Consider the following 20,764-nt stretch of genomic DNA (forward strand, 5'->3'; position numbering starts at 1 on the left):
CGAAATCAACATACAACTGCCACACGGCACACGACCCCAGGGGTGAAACCATGAACGCACATACTGCGCCCAACGATCTGTCGGCATTCTGGATGCCATTCACTGCCAACCGCCAGTTCAAGGCCAACCCGCGTATGTTCGTGGCGGCGGACGGCATGTATTATAAAACCTCAGACGGGCGCGATGTGCTGGACGGCACCGCCGGGCTGTGGTGCTGCAATGCCGGCCACAATTCGCCGCGCATTGTAGAAGCGATCCAGAAACAGGCGGCTGAGCTCGATTACGCGCCCGCCTTCCAGATGGGCCATCCCAAAGCGTTCGAACTGGCCAACCGTCTGGTGGATATGGCGCCGGAACCGATGGAACATGTGTTCTACACCAACTCCGGTTCTGAAGCGGTCGAAACCGCGCTGAAAATCGCGCTGGCCTATCACCGGGCCCGGGGCGACGGGCAGCGCACCCGGCTGATTGGTCGCGAACGCGGTTATCACGGGGTGAACTTTGGCGGCATTTCGGTCGGCGGCATTGTCACCAACCGCAAGAACTTCGGCACCCTGCTGGCCGGGGTCGATCACCTGCCCCACACCCACTTGCCCGATCAGAACGCCTTTACCCGCGGTCAGCCCGAACATGGGGCGTATCTGGCCGAAGATCTGGAACGGCTGGTGGCGCTGCATGGCGGCGATACCATTGCGGCGGTGATTGTCGAGCCGATGGCCGGCTCCACCGGCGTGCTGATGCCGCCCAAAGGTTATCTGGAACGTCTGCGCGAAATTTGCACCAAACACGGTATTCTGCTGATCTTTGATGAGGTCATCACCGGCTTTGGCCGTCTGGGCTCCAGCTTTGCTGCCGCGCATTTCAACGTGATGCCAGACATGATCACCACCGCCAAAGGCCTGACCAACGGTGTCATTCCGATGGGGGCTGTGCTGGCCACCGCCGCGATCCATGACGCGTTCATGCAGGGCCCGGAAAACATGATCGAGCTGTTCCACGGTTATACCTATTCCGGCAACCCGATTGCGGCCGCTGCCGGTCTGGCGACGCTGGAGACCTATCAACAGGACGGGTTGTTTGAAAACGCCGCCGGTCTGGCATCCTATTGGGAAGACGCGCTGCATTCGCTGCGCGACATGCCCAATGTGATCGACATCCGCAACATGGGGCTGATTGGCGCGATTGAGCTGTCTCCCATCGAGGGCGCGCCGACCAAACGTGCCTTCCAGGCCTTCCTGGAGTGTTATGAAAAAGGTCTGCTGATCCGCACCACCGGCGATACCATCGCGCTGTCGCCACCGCTGATCATCAACAAAGACGACATCGACAAACTGTTTGGTATTCTTGGTGATGTGCTGAAAACCCTGGCCTGATCCTGCGGCCAGACTTTACGATCCGCGCCGGCCCCCACACCGGGCCGGCGCGGCTGTGACAGGGCGCCTCCCACAAGCTCCACTGCGGCGGGTTTTGAGACCCGTTTATCACCTCCGTTGTTCACCATCGCGCTGTCCGGATCGCGCCTGAGACCCGGCAATCCACCGTTTCGACATTGTCTTTTTCCAACATTCTGGCGCGCCCGCCCGTGGCGCAGAAAATCAGCTGTACGCGGCACTCCTCTTGGTGTGTTCAGGAATTTTAACATTAAAAGAAAAGCATTGAAGGCGTTGGTGTAGCGGAAAATCCCCGCTGTCTCCTGCAGAAAAACCACAGCGACACAGCCGCGGACTTACCATAACCCCACAATATACCGGACAACGTCATATATCCCGCAAAGCAGCGCAGGTTCGCCCGGGGCCGGCCAGCGATGTCAGGAGTGAATTGGTGATCCCATCAGGACTCGAACCTGAAACCCCCTGCTTAGAAGGCAGGTGCTCTATCCAGTTGAGCTATGGGACCGCTTGGCCCCGGTTCTGCGCCATAGCAGCGCGGGGATCAAGGGCGAAATAAATCTTGCGGCTGAAACCGCCCGGGGGCCGGTTGGCGCAACGGGCGCATTCAGAAAACGGAAGGCAGCACTGACATAGCGCTGCAACCAGAGGCCTGCGGATCAGTGGGTCCAGGGCACCCGACGGTTGGTGGCGAAGTTTTCACCATAGCCGCCTGCGCGGACAATGGGCTTGCGGCTGTTGGGCTCACTCACCGTGACCTCAATGCCATGGGCCTCGGCGTAGGCCAGTGCGGCTTCTTTGCTGTCAAAGCTCAGGCGCACCTGGGACTGGGTGTCGCCGGACGCGGTCCAGCCCATCAGCGGGTCAATGTCACGCGACGAAGCCTGGCCATAATCCAGAATCCATGTTTTGGTCTTGGCCACACCGGACTGCATCGCATTGCGAGAGGGCTGATAGATACGGGCGCGCATCGGCTGTCTCCTGTTATCACTATGCGGTTTATCTGAAATCGGCGCGCGTTGCGCAAGTGGCAAAGACACCGTGACATGCGGTTGTGCCGGCTAAGTGGGCAGAAATCGCGGAAATATCGCGCCAGCGGGCACCTGCCAGCACGTATTGCGTTCAATGCCGCCCGAACCGACGGCTGCAGCAACGCAGCGCCCACGCGCATCTCAGCTCCCGAAGGCCTGTTTCAGGTAGTATGGCAGCTGTTTGGAGTGGAAATCTGCGATCTCGCGCAGCTTAATGTGGCGGCGGTATTTGCCCTTGCCCTCGAGCACGCCCGCGGGGTCGTCAAAACCTGCACCATGGGAAAACTCCACCGACATATGCGCGGAATAGATGAAATAGCCGCCGACCTGAGTGCTGGCATCGCCAGCGACGGCTTCAAATAACACACCACCATATTTATCCACCCGCGCCGCATCCGGATACAGGTCGCAAACCAGCTCTTCAATCAGCAGCGTCAACGCCTGAGCGGTTGAAATTTCCATCATTTATCCTATCTCTGACGGCCACGGCAGATGGGCCCTTGCATTAGAACAAAAAGGGGACACATCATACAGCAGAATCGGAGATCTAATGGACCAGCCCTTCCTCAGCGCCCCTGCCCCGGACGTCGCCACCCGTGTCAAACTCGAGGGCGGCAAGCGGTTCGTGATGCACACCGAATTTACCGCCGCCGGCGATCAGCCGCGCGCGATCAAGGAACTGACGGCGGGGATTGAAGCCGGCGAGCGCGACCAGGTTCTGCTGGGCGCCACCGGCACCGGCAAGACCTTCACCATGGCCAAGCTGATTGAACAGACCCAGCGCCCAGCGATCATTCTGGCGCCCAACAAGACCCTGGCGGCGCAGCTTTTTGGCGAATTCAAAAGCTTTTTCCCGGAGAACGCCGTCGAATATTTCGTTTCTTTCTATGACTACTATCAGCCCGAAGCCTATGTGGCGCGTTCCGATACATTCATCGAGAAAGAAAGCCAGATCAACGAGCAGATCGACCGGATGCGCCATTCGGCCACCCGCTCACTGCTGGAGCGCGACGATGTGATCATCATCGCCTCGGTGTCCTGTATCTATGGCATCGGCTCAGTGGAAACATATGGCGCGATGACCCAGGATCTGAAGGTGGGCGGCGATTATAACCAACGCCAGATCATCGCCGACCTGGTGGCGCAGCAATACAAGCGCAATGACGCGGCCTTCCAGCGTGGCACCTTCCGGGTGCGCGGCGATGTGGTCGAGCTCTGGCCCGCCCACCTGGAGGACCGGGCCTGGCGCATGTCGTTCTTTGGTGATGAACTGGAGGCGATCACTGAGATCGACCCACTTACGGGCGAAAAAACCGATACGTTTGAACAGATCCGGGTCTACGCCAACTCGCACTATGTGACGCCAAAACCCACCCTGCAGCAGGCGATTATTTCGATCCGCCAGGAGCTGCGCCTGCGGCTGGAGCAGCTGAACGGTGAGGGCAAACTGCTGGAGGCGCAGCGGCTGGAGCAGCGCTGTAATTTTGACCTGGAAATGATGGACGCCCAGGGGTTCTGCAACGGTATTGAAAACTATTCGCGTTACCTGACCGGGCGCTTGCCGGGCGAGCCGCCCCCCACATTGTTTGAATTTATCCCCGATAATGCCATCGTATTTGCTGATGAAAGCCACGTCTCCGTCCCGCAGATCGGCGGCATGTACCGGGGCGATTACCGGCGCAAATCCACGCTGGCCGAGCACGGCTTCCGGCTGCCGTCCTGCATGGACAACCGGCCACTGAAGTTTGAAGAATGGGATGCTATGCGGTCGCAGTCGGTGTTTGTCTCGGCGACCCCTTCGGCCTGGGAGCTGGAACAGGCTGGCGGTGTGTTTACTGAGCAGGTGATCCGCCCCACGGGTCTGCTGGATCCGATGATCGAAATCCGCCCGGTGGACAGCCAGGTCGACGATGTGATGGATGAAATCCGCAAGGTCACTGCCCTGGGTTTCCGCACGCTTGTCACCACCCTGACCAAACGCATGGCCGAAGATCTGACCGAGTACCTGCACGAGCAGGGCATCAAAGTGCGCTATATGCACAGCGACATCGACACGCTGGAACGCATTGAAATCCTGCGCGACCTGCGGCTGGGCGCCTTTGACGTGCTGATCGGCATCAACCTGCTGCGCGAAGGCTTGGATATCCCGGAATGTGGCCTGGTCGCCATTCTGGATGCGGATAAAGAGGGTTTTCTGCGCTCCGAAACCTCACTGATCCAGACCATCGGCCGCGCCGCGCGCAATGCCGAGGGCAAGGTGATCATGTATGCCGACCGTATCACCGGCTCGATGGAACGCGCCATCGGCGAAACCGACCGGCGACGGGAAAAACAACACGCCTACAATCTGGAACATGGCATCACCCCGGCAACGGTGAAAAAGAACGTCGAAGACGTGATGGGCGGCTTCTACAAAGGCGATGTGGATATGGCGCGGGTCACCGCCACCATCGAGAAACCGCTGCACGGCGCCAACCTGGCCGCGCATCTCGAGGGGCTGCGGCTGGACATGTTCAAAGCGGCGGAGAACCTGGAATTTGAAGAGGCCGCGCGTCTGCGTGACGAAGTCAAACGGCTGGAGGCGGTGGATCTGGCGATTTCAGATGACCCGATGGCGCGGCAATACGCGGTGGAAGCAGTGGTCAAATCGGCGGTGAAACGCGGGCGCTCCACCGCAGGCAAAGGCGGCACGCGGGCGCGCAGGGGGCAGTCAGAGAAGAAGTTTTAGGGACTGTCTGCCGGCCTCAGGAGGAAGCGGATGCGCCCTCCACAGTGTCGTTTGTGGGGGAGGTCGGGCGTGGCCCGTGCAAGTGCGCGGGCCAGTAAGAAGTATATCTGCGCCTGCCCCAGGGTGGGCGCAAAGCGCACGGGCGACAAGAAGGCTGTCCGCGGCCCGCCCGTTCCGCCAGGCCCCGGCCTCAGTACACCCCGGCGACCTCATACATCACCGGCTCAAAGCTTTTGCACAGCGTGTTGATATGGCGGTTGCGGTCCCGCATCTCGTCGCTGCGCAACATGGCAAGAAAGTCTTCGCGCTTCTCCCATTGGCTGTAATTGGCGATCCGGGTCTGGGCGTCGTTGATATGCAGCCCGGCGGCGATAAAACCCGCCTGTTTTGAGACAAACATCTCATAGGCGTCCTGCAGCGCGTCCATCAGATCCTGGGCGGTGCCGGGGCTGGTTTCAAAGGTGGTTATGACAGTCTGGCACTCTGCGTTCTGGGTAATTTTCAACATGGGCTCCTCCGGATTTCGGCTGGCTATATGCCCAGCCTAACACGGAAATCAGCGCCCGGTGAAACGCTTGCGCCATTTTTCCCACCCCTGGCCGGCATGCGCCCGGGCGAGCTGGTCGCTCGGCGCGCCCAAGCAATGGTCTGAACCGGCGCGCCGCCCGTTACACACCTGCGCTTCAGGTCAGCTGGTCGTCGCCCCCGCCTGCGGCCGCAACCAGCGCGTCAAACAACGCCTGTTGCTGCGGATCACCCGCGGCGGTGACTTCAGGGTGCCATTGCACGCCGATGCAAAACGGGTGCTCTGTATGCTCAATGGCTTCAACAATCCCGTCGGGTGCCAGGGCCGCGACGCGCAGCCCTGCCCCGATGTCGCGCAGTCCCTGATGGTGACCAGATGTCGGGCTGATCTGACGGCTGCCCATAATCCCGGCAATGCGGCTTTCCTGGCAGACGTCCACTGCTTGCAGCACCCAGAGGCCGCGGGCGTCCTGATGGATAAACGCATCGCGCACATCCGGGATATGTTCATACAGCGTGCCGCCCGCCGAGACGTTCAGCACCTGCATGCCACGACAGATCCACAGCGACGGCAGTTCCGGCCGCGCCAGCACCTGGGGCAGCAGCACGAATTCAGCTCTTTCACGTTCCAGGTCCAGCGGCCAGAGCGCCGGGTGATCCCCATCACCGCCATAGCGCGCCGGGTCCACATCCGCACCGCCAGTGACAATCAGCCCCGACAGCATATCCAGCACCGGACCCCAGTCCTGGTCCTCGCCACCCGGCGGCAGCAACACCGGAATACCACCGGCGCGGCGCACCGCATCGACATATTGCGCCGGGGTGGTGAAATATTCGTCGTAGTGATCGCAGCGCAGCGTTTTTTCAACGCGGCCATGTGTGGTGATGCCAATGATCGCGGCCATGGGGTCGCCCTTCCCTGTTGCTGAGCCGGATCTAAACGTGCCACCCCTCCGCTGACAAGCGCAATTTTGTAGCCGGGGCAAACACTCTACGGAGACCAGCGAGCCACCCGGTTCCCTGCGGCGAATCACTCCGGCCGGGTGTGCATGGACGCCGGCCAGAGAGGTGATTTTTGCCGCCCGCCAGGCCCGGACAGCGCCCGCAGCGGCAAAAAACACCGTATCGCCAGCTGTGGCACAGGATTCACCGTGGGATCAGGCGTCGGAATGAACAGTGAAAAAAGGCCGTAAAATCAATGCAAAATTGGAAAACCATTTAAATTATACAAAGAAACACAGCCGCGATCTGAACCGGCCTTCCGCCCCGTCAAACAATTGGTAACCCCTGGCTCTGAGACTGACAGCGGGAATGAAAACGGGAAGCAAACAATGAAATTACATTCAATATGCATGCGTGCCGGGCTGAGCGCACTGGTTTCCGGCGTGATCTTTGCCGGCTCATTACAGGCACAGGAAGCTCAGTCGCGATATGCGAAGGCCGCCTTTACCGGAATGCAAAACGCCTTGAGCCAGCGCATGTCCCGCGCCATGTGTTTTGTCTCGATTGAAAGCTACACTCAGGAACATCTTGAGATGCTGAAACAGGCGAAATTGGAATTCAGTGAAAACCTGGACACTCTGAGCGTCGGCGATCCCAGCCTTGGCATTCTGGCCGCCACCGATCTGGATGAACTGGATGCGCTGGACGAAATGTTCGGCTCCTGGGACACGCTGATCCCCATTATCGACCGGGTGCTCATTGAAGGCTATGCGACCACAAGCGATATCGCAGAAATGGCGCTGCTCGGCCGGTCTCTGGCCCGGGCCTCCGATGCGATGGCCAATTCGCCGGCGCTGGCAGAGGGGCTTGCAGAGGACGCGAAGGGGGTGCTGAAACTGATCGCGGTTGCCACCAATCAGGCCATGTTGTTGCAGCGCTCCGCCAAAGAAGCCTGTCTGATTCAGGCTGGCATTGATGTCACCACCAACCAGACCGGGCTGAAAGAAACCGCCAAGGCCTTCCAGACCGGTGCCAATCTGCTGGTCTATGGCAAAAAGTCCCAGGGTGTGCCGCTGTTGCGCGACCCTGATATCGCCTCCCTGTCGCGCGAAGTATCGCAGGACTGGGTGCGGATGGGCATTTATTTTGCCAAGGCGCAGCGCGGCACCCAGGACCTGGAAACGATGGCCTCCATCTCCGAGGACACCGAACCGGTGCTGAAGGATCTGCGGGCGCTGATCGCCATGTACCGCGCCCGGTAAGCCCGGTCACACATTATCCCGGCCGGTGCAGAGTCTGCGCCGGTTTTTTTATGCCCGCGCCCGGCTGATCCGCGTTTTCAGGCCCTGCGCCCCTGCCCTCAGAACCGGGCTACCCGTGCAAACGGGAATATACACGCAATATGTGTTAAGATAAGCAGCCCCACTTTGCCCATGCTGCGCGCGGTCAGACGGATACACGCCGGTCATGAGACGAATTTCAACTCAGACAGGGAACGGCAGAATGAAACATCACCTGATACTCGCCCTGTGCGGCCTGCTGGCCCTGCCAGGCGCCGCCACCGCAAATGAAGACGCAAACACCCGGCTGGCCCGCGCCGAGCTCGCCGGCAGACAAAACGCGCTGTCCCACCGCCTGACCCGGGCGATCTGTTTTATGGCCATCGACAGTTTTGCAGAGCAGCATCAGAACATGCTGGTCCGCGCCCGGGCCGAATTTGACAGCACACTTGCGCAGCTGCAGCGCATCAGCCCGGATCAGAAACCTGCCACAGAACGCATCGCCGCGGTCTGGCAAGACATGCAGCCACTTGTGCTCCGGATCAGCGCCGCCGGCAACGCCAGCAACGGCGATGTGAATGAGGCCACCGCCACCGCCGCGCGCCTCACGGCGGCCACCAACGCCTTTTTCACCAGCAGCACCCATGGCAATGACCTGCCGCCGACACTGCAGGAACATCTGAACCTGGTGGCGCTGGTGCTGACCCAGTCGGCCCGGCTGGAACAGGCGGCAACGCAATCCTGCCTGATCCGCGCAGATATTGAGCGCAGCGCCAACCAGGACGCGCTGCGCCGCACCACAGAAGCGTTTCAGCGCGATTCAACCGTGCTGGTCTTTGGCCAGGAATCCAGCGGCATCCCGCATCCGCAGACATGGGAAATCTATGCCAGGATCCGCTTTGTCACCCAGGACTGGATCCGGGTGGGCATACATTATGCCATCGCCATGCGCCGCTCCCCCTCTGCGCAAAAAATGAATGAGATTGCAGAAGACATTGATCCGATGCAGCGCCGGCTGGGCGAATTGATTGAAATGTACCACCAGCTCTGAGCCGGCGCAGGGCGCAGGGCGCAGGGCGCAGGGCGCAGGGCGCAGGGCGCAGGGCGCAGGGCGCAGGGCGCAGGGCGCAGGGCGCAGGGCGCAGGGCGCAGGGCGCAGGGCGCAGGGCGCAGGGAAATTATCGCATTTGTACCAGCGTACAAGCTGATATGCTGTGAATATGGACAAACAAAACACGATTCTGCCAACCGATGACAACGCCCGCGCCGTGGCGCAAAAGCTGATCCGCGAGGCACGTTCCGCCGCGCTCGCCGTGGTGGACGGCAGCGGTGCGCCCCATGTGTCGCGCATTGGATTTGCCGCCACCGAGGCGGGCATGCTGTCGCTGATGTCTTCACTGGCCTTTCACAGCGGCGCGCTGCGCCAGCAGCCGCGCTGTTCTCTTTTGCTGGGGGAGCCAGCGCAAAAGGGCGATCCGCTCGCCTTTGCGCGGCTGATGCTCACGGCGCGGGCAAGTTTCATCCCGCGCGATGATCCCGCCCATGCCCGCCTGCGCGACCTCTATCTGGCACAGCACCCGAAATCGCGCCTTTATGTGGACTTTGACGATTTCAGCTTTGTGCGTTTTGACCTGCTCAAAGCCGCCCTGAATGGCGGCTTTGGCAAAGCGTTTGAGCTAACACGCAATGATCTGTTGTCCAGCGCCTGAACCGCCGGTTCTATGCGCCGAAGCCCGGAAGCAGGACCAGGGCCGGCACCAGGACCATCGCGGCGGCCAGGTCCACTCCTCTGGTCAGCAAGTCCATACGCTGGATTATTGCACCGGCCAAAGCGCCCCCCTGCGTCAGGTCAATGCAGCGGGCAGGCCCGCTCAGACCGGGTTGTCGCTGCGCGCCGTAACCACCACCGTGCCCTGGCAGGCCTCTTCCCAGCTGAGCTGAACCTGGTCGTTATTGCTGCCATAATTGGCGGTGAAATAGGGCATGCCATCCACCCGCGCCCCGCCTGAATTGGTGACCGCGCCTTTGCTGATGACACTGTCCACCGTGCGCGCCCAGCCGTTGAATGGCAAATAGCCCGACACATCCAGCGTCCAGTTCTGCGCCACGCTGTTTTGGCTGAACACCAGCGTCACCGGGTTGATGGTCAGCTGATCGACGCCGTTAAACGTATTGCCGCTGAACACCAGATTGCGGCAGGAGCCGTGTTCGAGATCGGCGTATTCCGTGTCCAGCTTATCGACCCGGGCAATATTGCCCTGGATGGCTTTGAACGTATTACCGGTTACCGACAGCCCGTGAATGAAGTGACCGCTGCCATAGGGTTTGATCACCAGCCAGCTGAACCAGGACGCCACATCAATCGCGGTGAATATATTGCCCGTCACCGTCAACCCGCCAAAGGAAAACTCGCTGCTGAAATCCGGGGTGGCGTCATGTTCGTTGGTCCATTCAATTGAGGCATTGTCGATGTAATTGCCGGTGATGATGGAATTCACGTTGGGATAGGTGAAAATCAGCCCGGCCTGGCGCGGCCCGTCCGGGGTGTCATCGCCCTGAAACAGGTGGTTGCCGACAAAGATACTGCCATTGCCCTTTAACACGCCGGTATGGGCAAAATGCTGAAACCGGTTGTCACGAATCTTGGCGTCATTGGCGTTGACGTTAAAAGCAATCGTCGTGCGCGCGGTGCTGGCAATGGGTGATTCATTAGAGGTGAAATGGCTGCGGTCAATCTGCAGATCCTGGCAGCCGATGCCATGGCTGCTGATGCCGCGGTCCTTTGGTTTCTTGAAATGGCAGTCTTTGACATGAAAGGTCTGCCCGTCCGGACAGAGCAGAATACCCGAGCCGATGCCGTTCAGCAGGAATTCCACGTCTGAGACCTGGAATTGCGACAGTTTGGCAAAACCGGAAAAATCCAGCACATACTGATAGCGGGTGAACGTGTAGCTCTGCGAGGAGGCCGCGCCATAAAGCGGCTGGCTCAGTGTCAGCGTCTGCGCCCCGACATTCACCGCGCGCACAAAGACTTCGCGCCCGACGCCGGTGCCGCTGACCCGGGCCCCGACGGGGACATTGGCGATGTTGCTGACATTGCTCAGCTGGGTCGGATTGCTGGTGGAATAACTTCCGGAAGATGTGGCGACCTCGTCGTCCCAGGCGCTGTCCGCCTGCAGGTTAAACTGCCCGTTGCGCAGCACCCGGCGCACTTCAAAGGTGGATTTATTGCCAACAATGGCGAACAGGTCCAGCGGCTGGTCCAGCTCAAGCCGCCGCCCGTTCATATCCAGCGCATCATGGTCGGTGAAGTTCAGCAGCGCCTGGAACGCTTTTTTAAAGCCGGTGACCTCATCCCCAAAGGCGTTGATATAGGTGTCCAGATCATAGGACTGGCGCAGCAGAAACTGATCACTGTCGGCCATGCTCAGCTGGCCTTCAAATCGCGGGCGGTTTTGCAGCGTGATAGTGTCGCCGATCAGATACGTGCCCGCCGGCACCAGGATATCGCGCCCGTTCGCTTCATTGTCGGCGGCAACAAAGGCCGCGTGGCAGTCGAAAATGCCGTCGCCCAGCGCGCCATAATCGCGCACATCAACCCAGTCCATACTGTCGCGCAGAAAGGCGCTGGTGATGTCTTCAATTTCAATATCGTCGATGCGGATCACGCCGCCGTTGGCCCCGGTCAGATCAAGCCCGAAATGGCCGTAAACCGCCGCAAGCCCCCAGGGCATATCAACGCCGCCCCGGCTGCCGGTGCCAATAATGGCGCGGATCTCGACCACCTCACCGTAAGTGGTCAGCGCCACCTAAGGCCCGGTCTGCACCACGCCGGGCACATTGGCATTGGCAACGTCCCCCGCCCAGGCGGCGATGCGCACCGATGGCAGATTGCCGCTGACAGCTTTCACGCGGGCGGTGACCTGCAGGTAACAGCCCGGCAACACCGTCGTTTCCCCCATATAGCGCAGGCTGGTGATACTGTCGTTTTTCTGGATCTCCAGCGCCCCGGCGAAATCCGTATCCGCCGGCACAAGCGCTGCGTTTCCCGCGCCGTCCCATGTGGCAGAACCTGGTGTGCCATCCTCTGAGGACCACTGGGTCAACCCCAGTGCAAATGCGGGCGGCATAAACACCAACCCGTCGGTAATTGCCTTATTCATCCGATCCCTTTCCGCATCCCCGGACCCCCGCTCTGATCCTGGCCCGCGGTTTCCTGGGACCGGACCCCTGCGGCGTCCCGTTTCAAACCTTTGTTTCTCTGTTGGAATTCGCCGGTAACGTGCCGGACGCGGAAAAAATTATCATACGGGCGCTGAAAGCACCGTTACCTGACCGTACGCCGGCCAGTCTGTCAGCCCGTCTATCTGTCAGGCCGTCCATCTGTCAGGCCGGGCGCGGTTCTAAAGTTCGAATGCTGGCGCCGCCAGCCGGTGCACGCCGTTAATTTTCCAGCCGTGACGGGTTTCGATCATTTCAAATTCAAAGGCATGCGGCACCCTATGGGTGTCAATCACCAACACTTTTTGGATCACCAGAATACCACTTTGACGTTGATCCGTCAGTTGCACGGTTTCATTTTCATACATCACCCCGTACCCGGTCCGCACCATGCGGGCAAAGTTTTCAGCGGTCAAAAAATAACCCTGAATACCCGGTGACGCATAGGCAAAGGCGCTGTCGATATCTCCGGCTTCAAACGCATTGAACTGGCCCATAATCGCCTCAGCGATCGTGTCCTCTTGTGCGGTGGTGATCGTGCTCTCCTGCGCAGTGGCGGTGAGTGGCGCCAACGCAAGAATAAAACATAATATCAGATGTTTCATATATTCCCCTCCTGTGAGCGTACCATAAAGGTAGCCCGCAGAAGGAGTTAGACAATGTTCCGCGGCCAGATCGGTCGCGAAAGATAATTACGCGACCAATTCGCCCGCCAGTGCACGTTCGATCAGAACTGCGGTTTCCTGCACGCCGTAAAGCGCGATGAAGCCGCCAAAACGCGGCCCCTGGCTGGCACCAAGCAGCACTTCATACAGCGCCTTGAACCAGTCGCGCATCGGGTCAAACCGTTCGCGGCCACAGGCAAACACTTCGCTCTGCAACGCATCCCCGTCAGCCTCACCTTCCCACGCTTTCAGCCGCGCCAGAAGGTCCTGCAGCGCTTCACGTTCAAGCTCAGTGGCGAGGCGGTAGGTTTTTGCCGGTTTCACGAAATCATTGTAGTAGCTGATTGCAAACCCCGCGGCCTGGTCGAGATCGGGGTGGGTCGCGGCCGAAGCCTCCGGCGCGTAACGCTGGATAAAGCCCCAGAGATGGTCTTTTTCTTCTGCACCGGCCACAGAAGCCAGATTCAGCAGCATCGAGAACGGCACCACCATGTTGGAAGCGGGCACATCTGCGCCATGGATGTGGAACACCGGGTTGTTCAGCTTTGCCTTAGCATCCTGGCCTGGATAGGCGCGCAGCTGCTGGTGATACTCATCCACTGCTTTCGGGATCACATCAAAATGCATCCGTTTCGCGGTCTTGGGCTTTTGGTACATGAAATAGCTCAGCGACTCCGCCGAGGCATAGGTCAGCCACTGATCAATCGAAATACCGTTGCCGGAAGTTTTGGAGATCTTCTGGCCGCCTTCATCGAGGAACAGTTCATAGGTGAAATGCTCCGGCGCGCGCTGCCCCAGGATGCGGCAGATCTTGTCATAGATCGGCGTATTGGTGGAATGGTCTTTGCCATACATCTCAAAGTCCACACTCAGCGCCGCCCAACGGGCACCAAAATCCGGCTTCCACTGCAGTTTCACATTGCCGCCGGTCACCGGCAGCGTCCACTCGCGCCCGTCTTCATCATCAAAGGTAATGGTGTGGTCCTGGGCATTGACCGATTTCATCGGCACATAGAGAACCCGGCCAGTTTCAGGATGGATCGGCAGGAAAATCGAATAGGTGCCACGGCGTTCTTCACGCAGGGATTTCAGCATCACGTCCATGATGTCGTCGTATTTCTCGACAGCGCGCAACAGAACCGCATCAAACTGACCGGACTTATAGAACTCGGTCGCCGAATAAAATTCGTAGTCAAAACCAAACCGGTCAAGGAAGCGGCGCAGCATGGCATTGTTATGGTCGCCAAAGCTGTCGTGGGTGCCAAAGGGATCAGGCACCGCTGACAGTGGTTTTTGCATATGCTCCATCAGCGAGTCTGAATCAGGCACATTGCCCGGCACTTTGCGCATGCCGTCCATATCATCGGAAAAACAGATCAACCGGGTCGGAATATCGGAAATGACTTCAAAGGCGCGGCGCACCATCGTGGTACGCGCCACTTCGCCAAAGGTGCCGATATGGGGCAGACCCGAGGGGCCATAACCGGTTTCAAACAGCACATAACCCTTCTCGGGCGGCTGTTTTTCAAAACGTTTGAGCAGACGACGGGCTTCCTCAAATGGCCAGGCTTTTGAGCTCATTGCGGCGTCGGTCAGATCAGACATATCGGTTTCTTTCGCTTTGGTCCGGGGCCCCGTGCCCCAACAAGTCTTGCTACCTATTGCGGGGGCGGCTTCAGGTCAATAATGTCGGTGGAAATGAGCCCAAGGAGCGCCCCCGTGACCGAAATTCCCCATTCCTGGACCCCACAAGACTGTCTGATCGCTGTAATGATGGCTGTTTCGGCCTCCGATGAGAACATTCGCACCGCCGAACTGCTGACCATTGATGAGAATGTGAATCACCTGCCGGTGTTTGCAGAGTATGATATCGACCGCATTTCACGGGTGTCGCAGAACGTGCTGGCGCTGTTTACTGAAGAAGACGGGCTGGATGCGATGTTTGGCCTCGTGCGGGACAATCTGCCGGAACACTTGTATGAAACCGCCTATGTGCTGGCCTGCGATGTGGCCGCTGCGGACGGGCAGCTGAAAGTGGCAGAACTGCGTATTCTCGAAGAGATCCGCCACGAGCTGAAAATCGACCGGCTGGCGGCCGCCGCGATTGAACGTGCCGCCGGCGCGCGCCGCGCGACTCTGTAAGCAACCAGGTGCAACGGCGGCTGCGGCGCTTTGCGGCCGCCCGCCGTGACTTCTCTGGTGAGTGCAGCCGCCCGCTCGGCCCTCCGCCTGTGTGGCGGTTGCCTGATTTACGGACCGCCGGTTCCCATGCTTTCCTGTTTTCCTATTTTCCTGTTTTGCAGCCGGCCATCGTTGTCCGCTGTCTGCGTTCCTCTCAGCCCGCATTGCCGCCATACAGCCCGGCCCAGCGTACAATCAGTGCCTGCTGCAACTTGCGGGCGCGCCGGTTCCAGCTTCTGGCCCCTTCTGGCCTTGCATCGCGGGAAATCAGCCGCGCCGCTGCCCGCCGCTCAACATCGCCACTGAAGATCGCAAAAGCCAGCGCCCGCCCGTCCGGCCCACGGGCATAGCCCGCCAGCGCCGAGACAAAATCCAGTGTGCCGGTTTTGGCTTCAACCCGGATCGGGTGATCTTTCACCGGTCGTCCTTTGGCGTCTTTTAACGCCAGCGGTTTCAGCATCGGGCGCAGCGCGCCTTCCGGGCCGCCCAGCGCCAGGACCCGCACCATGTCCTGCGCCGAAATCCGTGAGGCGGTGCCCAACCCTGAATGATCGACAAATTTGATCTGGCGCAGCGCATATTTTTGCCGCGCCCAGCTGTTCATTTCCCGGCAGGACGCTTTCAATCCGCGCACCACTCTGCCCCGGGCGCGTGTCGCCGTCAGCCCCAGCACTTCGGCGGTGAGATTGGTAGAATAGCGCAACATATTGCGCAGGATCACCGCCAGCGGCTCAGACCTGTGCGCCAGCAATTCGCGCCCCTGACCGGCGCCCGTATCCTGTGCCTGAACCGGGGCAAGCCGGACCTGCGCTTCGCTCAGAGCAATGCCCTGTTCGCGGGCGAGACTGGCGAACACTTCACCGCAATACAGTTCGGGCCGGCGCACTGGCAACCAGCGGCCGCCCTTTTTGCCGAGCGCCCGGCGCGCCACAGACCAGTCGTCGCCGCCCTGGCGATCCGCCCATGTGAACACCGGCGTGCGCCTCTCATCGATGCGGATACGGGCGATTTTCACCGCCGGTTTAAAACGTACGCCGCGCGCATCCATCGTCAGCCGGTAGTCTGTGCCGGTTTTTTTCCACTCAAAATACACCCGATTGTAATTCAGATTCAGACCGCAGATCGCCGGATTGTAACCGGCATAATCGCTTTGATCAGGGTCGATTTCATGCACGCAGGGCAAGGCGCGCGCATCAACCAGAAACCGGCCGCTGATCCGGTTCACGCCCAGGCGTTTCAGGGCCACCGCCATATCGCCCAGCGCATCGGTGTCCAGCGTCGGATCACCGCCGCCCACCAGCACCAGATCGCCCTCAATCACCCCGTCTTTTAGTGGCCCGGTGGCCAGCAACCGGGTGGTAAAACGGAAATCCGCGCCCAGCGTGTCCAGCGCATAAAGCGCGGTCAGCGCTTTGGCGACCGAGGCCGGCGGCATGGTTTTCTGCCCGGCGTGGGATTCCAGCACCGCGCCGGTAGCGGCATCCGCCACGGCAAAGCTGATGTCTCCGCCCAGCGCGGCGGCGCGGATCAGTTCATCAAGCCCAGGGATCGCGGGTGGGAGCGCCGAGCCAGGCCGCAGCACCGGCCGCGGCGCGCGCTTCAGGTCAGCCCAGGCCGCCGGCGCGTTGGCCAGCAGTGGCAGCGCCAGAACAGAAGACAAAAAGGAACGCCGTGAAACCATCAGATACCCTCGTCAATACACACTCTGAGCCTAGCCGGATGGCCGGGCAGCGGGCAAGCATGTCGCTGCCCCTCAGAACTGCGAGTCGCAAGAAACCGCTGTCAATCGCGAACAGCCGCGACCGGTCGCTACCAGTCGCCGCGGGCCCGGATCCGGGTTGACGAGGAGTCTGACATCGGAATGTTGAGAAAACACCAGGCCGGGGCGTCGCTTTGCGCCAGCAGCGCGGACCGGCGCCCCTTGAGGCGGGCCCCGGCATAGATAGCCGCCGCTTTGGAGGCGCGTGCGCCGGTGCGCTCTCCAGGCCGTGCAATCACCGCCACCGGCACTTGCTCCATGATCGCGCGCCAGTTGCCCCAACGGTGCAGTCCGGCCATATTATCCGCGCCCATCAACCAGACAAAACGCACGCCCGGATAGCTCTTTTGCAAGGCCCGCAGCGTGTCCGCCGTATAGCGTGTGCCCATCAGCGTTTCAAAATCGCTGATCTTTACCCTTGGATGCTGCATCAGTTTTTTTGCTGCCGCCAGACGCCGTCCCAGCACCGCCGGCCCCCGGGACTTAAGCGGGTTGCGCGGGCTGACCAGCCACCAGACCTGATCCAGCCCCAGCCGTTTTAAGGCCTCACGGGTGATATGCACATGCCCCTCATGCGCCGGATCAAAGGATCCGCCCAACAGGCCAATGGCCTGCCCCGCCCGTGCATATGGAATTTCGTGCCGCATGTGCACCTGCATAACGCATTGTTTTGATGAATTGGAATCGAGAAATGCGGTTCGGCCTCTTCTGCGCCCAAAATGAGAAATCATTACATGCGACAACATTGCGAACTAACCCGACGCATTCGAACTGCCTTCGCAAAGATCGCGCCCGGAAAAATCCGCCCGGCACTACGCCGGGCAGCGCCTGGCCGCCCCCATGGGCGGGCGCTTTGCTCCCACCCGCGGCCAGACGCTGCCCTCAGCGTTTGGCGCTAAGGCCCGCTCAATTGCCGGGGATTTTGCCGGGAGCCTGAAATATCCAATGTTGGCAGTCCAAAAACGGTCCACCCCGCACATGCCGATTTGTTGGGTGAAAGATTCACCCGGAAAACACCCCGCCCGGTGGCACGCCGGGCAGCGCCTGGCCGCCCCCACGGGCAGGCGCTTGCCTGCCACCCGCGGCCAGCCGCTGCCCTTTGCGTTTTTCGGCCGCTGTCTCACCCTGCGCGCGCCGGAGCATATGATGCGAGCGCAGCCCTCTGCCGCGGGACGCAGCCACTGCAATCCGGGCGATCAATTTTTCCGGCCAAAGACATCGCCGCATTGCCCCCGGCCAGCCTTTTGTTTATCACCGCCTCCAACAAATCATTCCTTTCGGAGCATCTCCAATGGCAGCTTATCAGTACGTCTATCACATGGACGGTGTGTCCAAGACTTATCCCGGCGGCAAGAAAACCTTTGAAAACATCCGCCTCTCGTTCCTGCCCGGGGTAAAAATCGGTGTGGTTGGTGTCAACGGCACTGGTAAATCCACTCTGATGCGCATCATGGCCGGCATCGACAAAGAGTTCACCGGCGAAGCCTGGGCGGCCGAAGGTGCCACTGTGGGCTATCTGCCGCAGGAGCCTGTGCTCGATACAAACCTTGATGTGCGTGGCAATGTGATGCTGGGCGTGCAGGCCAAAATGGACATTCTGGCGCGCTACAACGAGCTGGCGATGAACTATTCTGACGAGACCGCCGACGAAATGGCGCAGCTCCAGGATGAGATCGACGCGCAGAACCTGTGGGATCTGGACGCCCAGATTGACGTCAGCATGGAAGCGCTGCGCTGCCCGGCTGATGACGCCTCGGTGGATGATCTTTCCGGCGGTGAAGCCCGCCGCGTGGCTTTGTGCAAACTGTTGCTGCAACAGCCCGATATGCTGCTGCTCGATGAGCCGACCAACCACCTGGACGCGGAAACCATCGCCTGGCTGCAACAGCATCTGATGGACTATAAAGGCACCATTCTGATCGTCACCCACGACCGTTATTTCCTCGATGACATCACCAGCTGGATTCTGGAACTCGACCGCGGCGCCGGCATTCCTTATGAGGGCAACTATTCCGCCTGGCTGGAACAGAAATCCAAACGTCTGGCCCAGGAATCGCGCGAAGACAAATCCAAGCAGAAAACGCTGGAGCGCGAGCTGGAATGGATGCGTCAGGGTGCCAAAGCGCGCCAGGCCAAATCCAAAGCCCGGATCAACGCCTATAATGATCTTGCCGGCCAGTCCGAGCGCGACAAAGTGGGCCGCGCCCAGATCGTCATCCCCAACGGGCCGCGGCTGGGTTCCAAGGTGATCGAAGTTGCCGGGTTGAAAAAGGCGATGGGCGACAAGCTCTTGATCGAGGATCTGGAATTCTCGCTGCCGCCGGGCGGCATCGTCGGTGTGATCGGTCCCAACGGCGCCGGCAAATCGACCCTGTTCAAAATGCTCACCGGCCAGGAACAGCCCGATGCCGGTTCGGTTGAATTCGGCGACACGGTAAAACTGTCTTATGTGGACCAGTCGCGCGACGATCTCAGCGCCAACGCCACTGTCTGGGAAGCGATCAGCGAAGGTCAGGAAATCATCGCTTTGGGCGACGCCGAGGTGAATTCTCGTGCCTATTGTTCCTCCTTCAATTTCAAGGGCGGTGATCAGCAGAAGAAAGTCGGCATCCTCTCTGGCGGTGAACGCAACCGGGTTCATATGGCGCGGCTGCTGAAATCCGGCGGCAACGTGCTGCTGCTCGATGAGCCGACCAACGATCTGGACGTGGAAACCCTGCGGGCGCTGGAAGATGCGCTGGTGGATTTCGCCGGCTGCGCGGTGGTGATTTCCCACGACCGTTTCTTCCTTGACCGGATCTGCACCCACATCCTCGCTTTTGAAGGCGACGCCCACGTGGAATGGTTCGAAGGCAACTTTGAAGACTATGAAGAAGACAAGAAAAAACGTCTTGGTCTGGATGCGATGGAACCCAAACGCATCAAATTCAAAAAGTTTTCGCGGTAAGCAACCACCAGCGACAAACGGAAAAAGGCGTGCAATTTTGCGCGCCTTTTTTTGTGCCGTGCTCTCGTATTGTTAAGCTGAGACCAGAGACATAGTCGCAGGCCCGTCACTGTCTGGGTGCAACAAGACTGTGACGTTGCCCGGTTCCCAGGCGAACGCATTTTTCAGGCCTGCGCCATCCCGATAAAGTGCGCGCCGCGGTCTCAGGTATTTTAACAGCCGTCCGCATCCTGCGCCAACTGGCGCGATGCGGGTGGCTTGCTCCCTCCATTCCCACGGGGGGCGGGGGAGGGAGATATCTTGTTCCGTGAGTGCGAAAACAGATATTCCTTTCTCAGCAAACCGCTTCTTGTGCGCGTACCAGACACACCCGCCGCCTGCCCGGCCTTCTGCTCATTCCGCCTGTGTGCGACGGAAAATATCCGTGATGTAAACCAGTCTCCCCAGCCTGGCTGTCATCACATTTCAGAAGGCCGGACCAACCAAATTCCGGGGTCAACTCGGAGTTAGGGCAATCCCTGGAACCGGTTGTTTTCAATCGCTGCATAGACCGCCAGTTCGACGGCAGTTTTGCTCAGCGGCGTGCGCAGGGACGCGTCGCAGATCGAGTTGCGACTGACGGAAAAATCATTGCGGGAGAAATACTGTGAGGCCAGGATCACCGGCAGGTCACGTTTCACCGTGCGCACCAGCAGCAGTGTTTCGACCACCGCATCCTCGCACGCCAGATGATCCATCACCACCACGAGCAGACCCCAGGCGCTGGGATTTTCGGCAAGGGCGTCCAGCGCCAGATCCAGGTCGGTTGTCGCCGCAACTTCTGATCCCAGCGCCTCGAGCCAGCCTGTCAGATCGGGATGCCCCTGAGTGCAGGCGCTCACCAGAAGAACCGGGCGGTTCATCAGAATATCCGGGTCGCTCAGCCGGTCATATTTTTCCAACATCTTCTGAACGGGAGGATAGGGCCGGTGACCTGTAGGTTGACCACTGTCGCTTTTGCTTAAGTCGTGGAAGCCAGCGCCATCCATCGTATTCTCCAATATCTTGCTCGCAGAAACCTGCGGGAACCGCCCCCCGCCTGAGCCACGAACCCGCCA

The 20,764-nt window shown here is 59.9% G+C and carries 18 protein-coding genes and 1 tRNA gene; 7 read left to right on the forward strand and 12 right to left on the reverse strand.

Annotation, left to right across the window (positions count from 1 at the left end):
• Positions 1-50: 50 nt before the first annotated feature.
• Positions 51-1,373, forward strand: a complete 1,323-nt coding sequence (gene aptA, locus DWA01_RS14560) for an omega-aminotransferase AptA (protein ID WP_114286533.1) — start codon at positions 51-53, stop codon at positions 1,371-1,373.
• 446 nt (positions 1,374-1,819) lie between these two features.
• Here the strand turns inward: aptA and DWA01_RS14565 are convergent.
• The 3 genes from DWA01_RS14565 to DWA01_RS14575 all read right to left on the reverse strand — a co-directional run bounded on the left by DWA01_RS14565 (position 1,820) and on the right by DWA01_RS14575 (position 2,881).
• Positions 1,820-1,896: transfer RNA gene (locus DWA01_RS14565), tRNA-Arg, on the reverse strand.
• 151 nt (positions 1,897-2,047) lie between these two features.
• On the reverse strand, positions 2,048-2,359 hold the full coding sequence (locus tag DWA01_RS14570; protein ID WP_114286534.1) for an ETC complex I subunit: 312 nt from the start codon (positions 2,357-2,359) through the stop codon (positions 2,048-2,050).
• A gap of 201 nt (positions 2,360-2,560) precedes the next feature.
• A complete protein-coding gene (locus tag DWA01_RS14575; RefSeq protein ID WP_235008561.1) occupies positions 2,561-2,881 on the reverse strand; it encodes a DUF1801 domain-containing protein in 321 nt (106 codons plus the stop codon).
• An 88-nt stretch (positions 2,882-2,969) separates the two neighbouring features.
• On the opposite strand from DWA01_RS14575, the gene uvrB reads away from it, so the two are divergent.
• Positions 2,970-5,147, forward strand: a complete 2,178-nt coding sequence (uvrB, locus tag DWA01_RS14580; RefSeq protein WP_114286536.1) for an excinuclease ABC subunit UvrB — start codon at positions 2,970-2,972, stop codon at positions 5,145-5,147.
• Positions 5,148-5,337: 190 nt separating this feature from the next.
• On the opposite strand, the gene DWA01_RS14585 is transcribed toward uvrB, so the two are convergent.
• The gene (locus DWA01_RS14585; RefSeq protein WP_114286537.1) at positions 5,338-5,655 is read right to left on the reverse strand and encodes an antibiotic biosynthesis monooxygenase family protein; all 318 of its coding nucleotides are present in this window, start codon (positions 5,653-5,655) and stop codon (positions 5,338-5,340) included.
• Positions 5,656-5,830: 175 nt separating this feature from the next.
• Positions 5,831-6,577 (reverse strand): gamma-glutamyl-gamma-aminobutyrate hydrolase family protein, encoded by a 747-nt coding sequence (locus tag DWA01_RS14590; protein ID WP_114286538.1) that lies wholly within the window; start codon positions 6,575-6,577, stop codon positions 5,831-5,833.
• A gap of 426 nt (positions 6,578-7,003) precedes the next feature.
• Between DWA01_RS14590 and DWA01_RS14595 the strand changes: the two genes are divergently transcribed.
• The 3 genes from DWA01_RS14595 to DWA01_RS14605 all read left to right on the forward strand — a co-directional run bounded on the left by DWA01_RS14595 (position 7,004) and on the right by DWA01_RS14605 (position 9,603).
• Complete coding sequence (locus DWA01_RS14595) at positions 7,004-7,876, forward strand: type IV pili methyl-accepting chemotaxis transducer N-terminal domain-containing protein (RefSeq protein WP_114286539.1); 873 nt, start codon at positions 7,004-7,006, stop codon at positions 7,874-7,876.
• 241 nt (positions 7,877-8,117) lie between these two features.
• Positions 8,118-8,945, forward strand: a complete 828-nt coding sequence (locus tag DWA01_RS14600; protein ID WP_114286540.1) for a hypothetical protein — start codon at positions 8,118-8,120, stop codon at positions 8,943-8,945.
• A gap of 169 nt (positions 8,946-9,114) precedes the next feature.
• Positions 9,115-9,603, forward strand: coding sequence for a HugZ family pyridoxamine 5'-phosphate oxidase (locus DWA01_RS14605; RefSeq protein ID WP_114286541.1), 489 nt, complete (start codon positions 9,115-9,117; stop codon positions 9,601-9,603).
• A gap of 162 nt (positions 9,604-9,765) precedes the next feature.
• Here the strand turns inward: DWA01_RS14605 and DWA01_RS14610 are convergent, their stop codons facing one another.
• From DWA01_RS14610 to DWA01_RS14620, 4 genes are all read right to left on the reverse strand, one after another.
• Entirely contained in the window at positions 9,766-11,703 is a 1,938-nt protein-coding gene (locus DWA01_RS14610) for a glycosyl hydrolase family 28-related protein (protein WP_336470007.1), read from the reverse strand.
• Positions 11,704-12,057, reverse strand: coding sequence for a hypothetical protein (locus DWA01_RS23965; RefSeq protein WP_336470008.1), 354 nt, complete (start codon positions 12,055-12,057; stop codon positions 11,704-11,706).
• A 240-nt stretch (positions 12,058-12,297) separates the two neighbouring features.
• Positions 12,298-12,720: a DUF4864 domain-containing protein gene (locus DWA01_RS14615; protein ID WP_114286542.1), complete on the reverse strand. Its 423-nt coding sequence runs from the start codon at positions 12,718-12,720 to the stop codon at positions 12,298-12,300.
• An 87-nt stretch (positions 12,721-12,807) separates the two neighbouring features.
• Positions 12,808-14,385, reverse strand: coding sequence for a lysine--tRNA ligase (locus DWA01_RS14620; RefSeq protein ID WP_114286543.1), 1,578 nt, complete (start codon positions 14,383-14,385; stop codon positions 12,808-12,810).
• A 93-nt stretch (positions 14,386-14,478) separates the two neighbouring features.
• On the opposite strand from DWA01_RS14620, the gene DWA01_RS14625 reads away from it, so the two are divergent.
• A complete protein-coding gene (locus DWA01_RS14625) occupies positions 14,479-14,922 on the forward strand; it encodes a tellurite resistance TerB family protein (RefSeq protein ID WP_114286572.1) in 444 nt (147 codons plus the stop codon).
• Positions 14,923-15,115: 193 nt separating this feature from the next.
• Here DWA01_RS14625 and dacB read toward each other — a convergent pair whose 3' ends face one another.
• On the reverse strand, positions 15,116-16,642 hold the full coding sequence (dacB, locus tag DWA01_RS14630; protein WP_114286544.1) for a D-alanyl-D-alanine carboxypeptidase/D-alanyl-D-alanine endopeptidase: 1,527 nt from the start codon (positions 16,640-16,642) through the stop codon (positions 15,116-15,118).
• Positions 16,643-16,770: 128 nt separating this feature from the next.
• Positions 16,771-17,367, reverse strand: a complete 597-nt coding sequence (locus DWA01_RS14635) for a nicotinate-nucleotide adenylyltransferase (protein WP_114286573.1) — start codon at positions 17,365-17,367, stop codon at positions 16,771-16,773.
• 644 nt (positions 17,368-18,011) lie between these two features.
• On the opposite strand from DWA01_RS14635, the gene ettA reads away from it, so the two are divergent.
• Positions 18,012-19,667 (forward strand): energy-dependent translational throttle protein EttA, encoded by a 1,656-nt coding sequence (gene ettA, locus DWA01_RS14645; RefSeq protein WP_114286546.1) that lies wholly within the window; start codon positions 18,012-18,014, stop codon positions 19,665-19,667.
• Between the two features lie 506 nt (positions 19,668-20,173).
• Here the strand turns inward: ettA and DWA01_RS14650 are convergent.
• Entirely contained in the window at positions 20,174-20,695 is a 522-nt protein-coding gene (locus DWA01_RS14650) for a hypothetical protein (protein WP_136057760.1), read from the reverse strand.
• Between the last annotated feature and the right edge of the window lie 69 nt (positions 20,696-20,764).

This window comes from Candidatus Halocynthiibacter alkanivorans (genome assembly GCF_003333265.1).
Lineage (GTDB): Bacteria > Pseudomonadota > Alphaproteobacteria > Rhodobacterales > Rhodobacteraceae > Halocyntiibacter_A > Halocyntiibacter_A alkanivorans.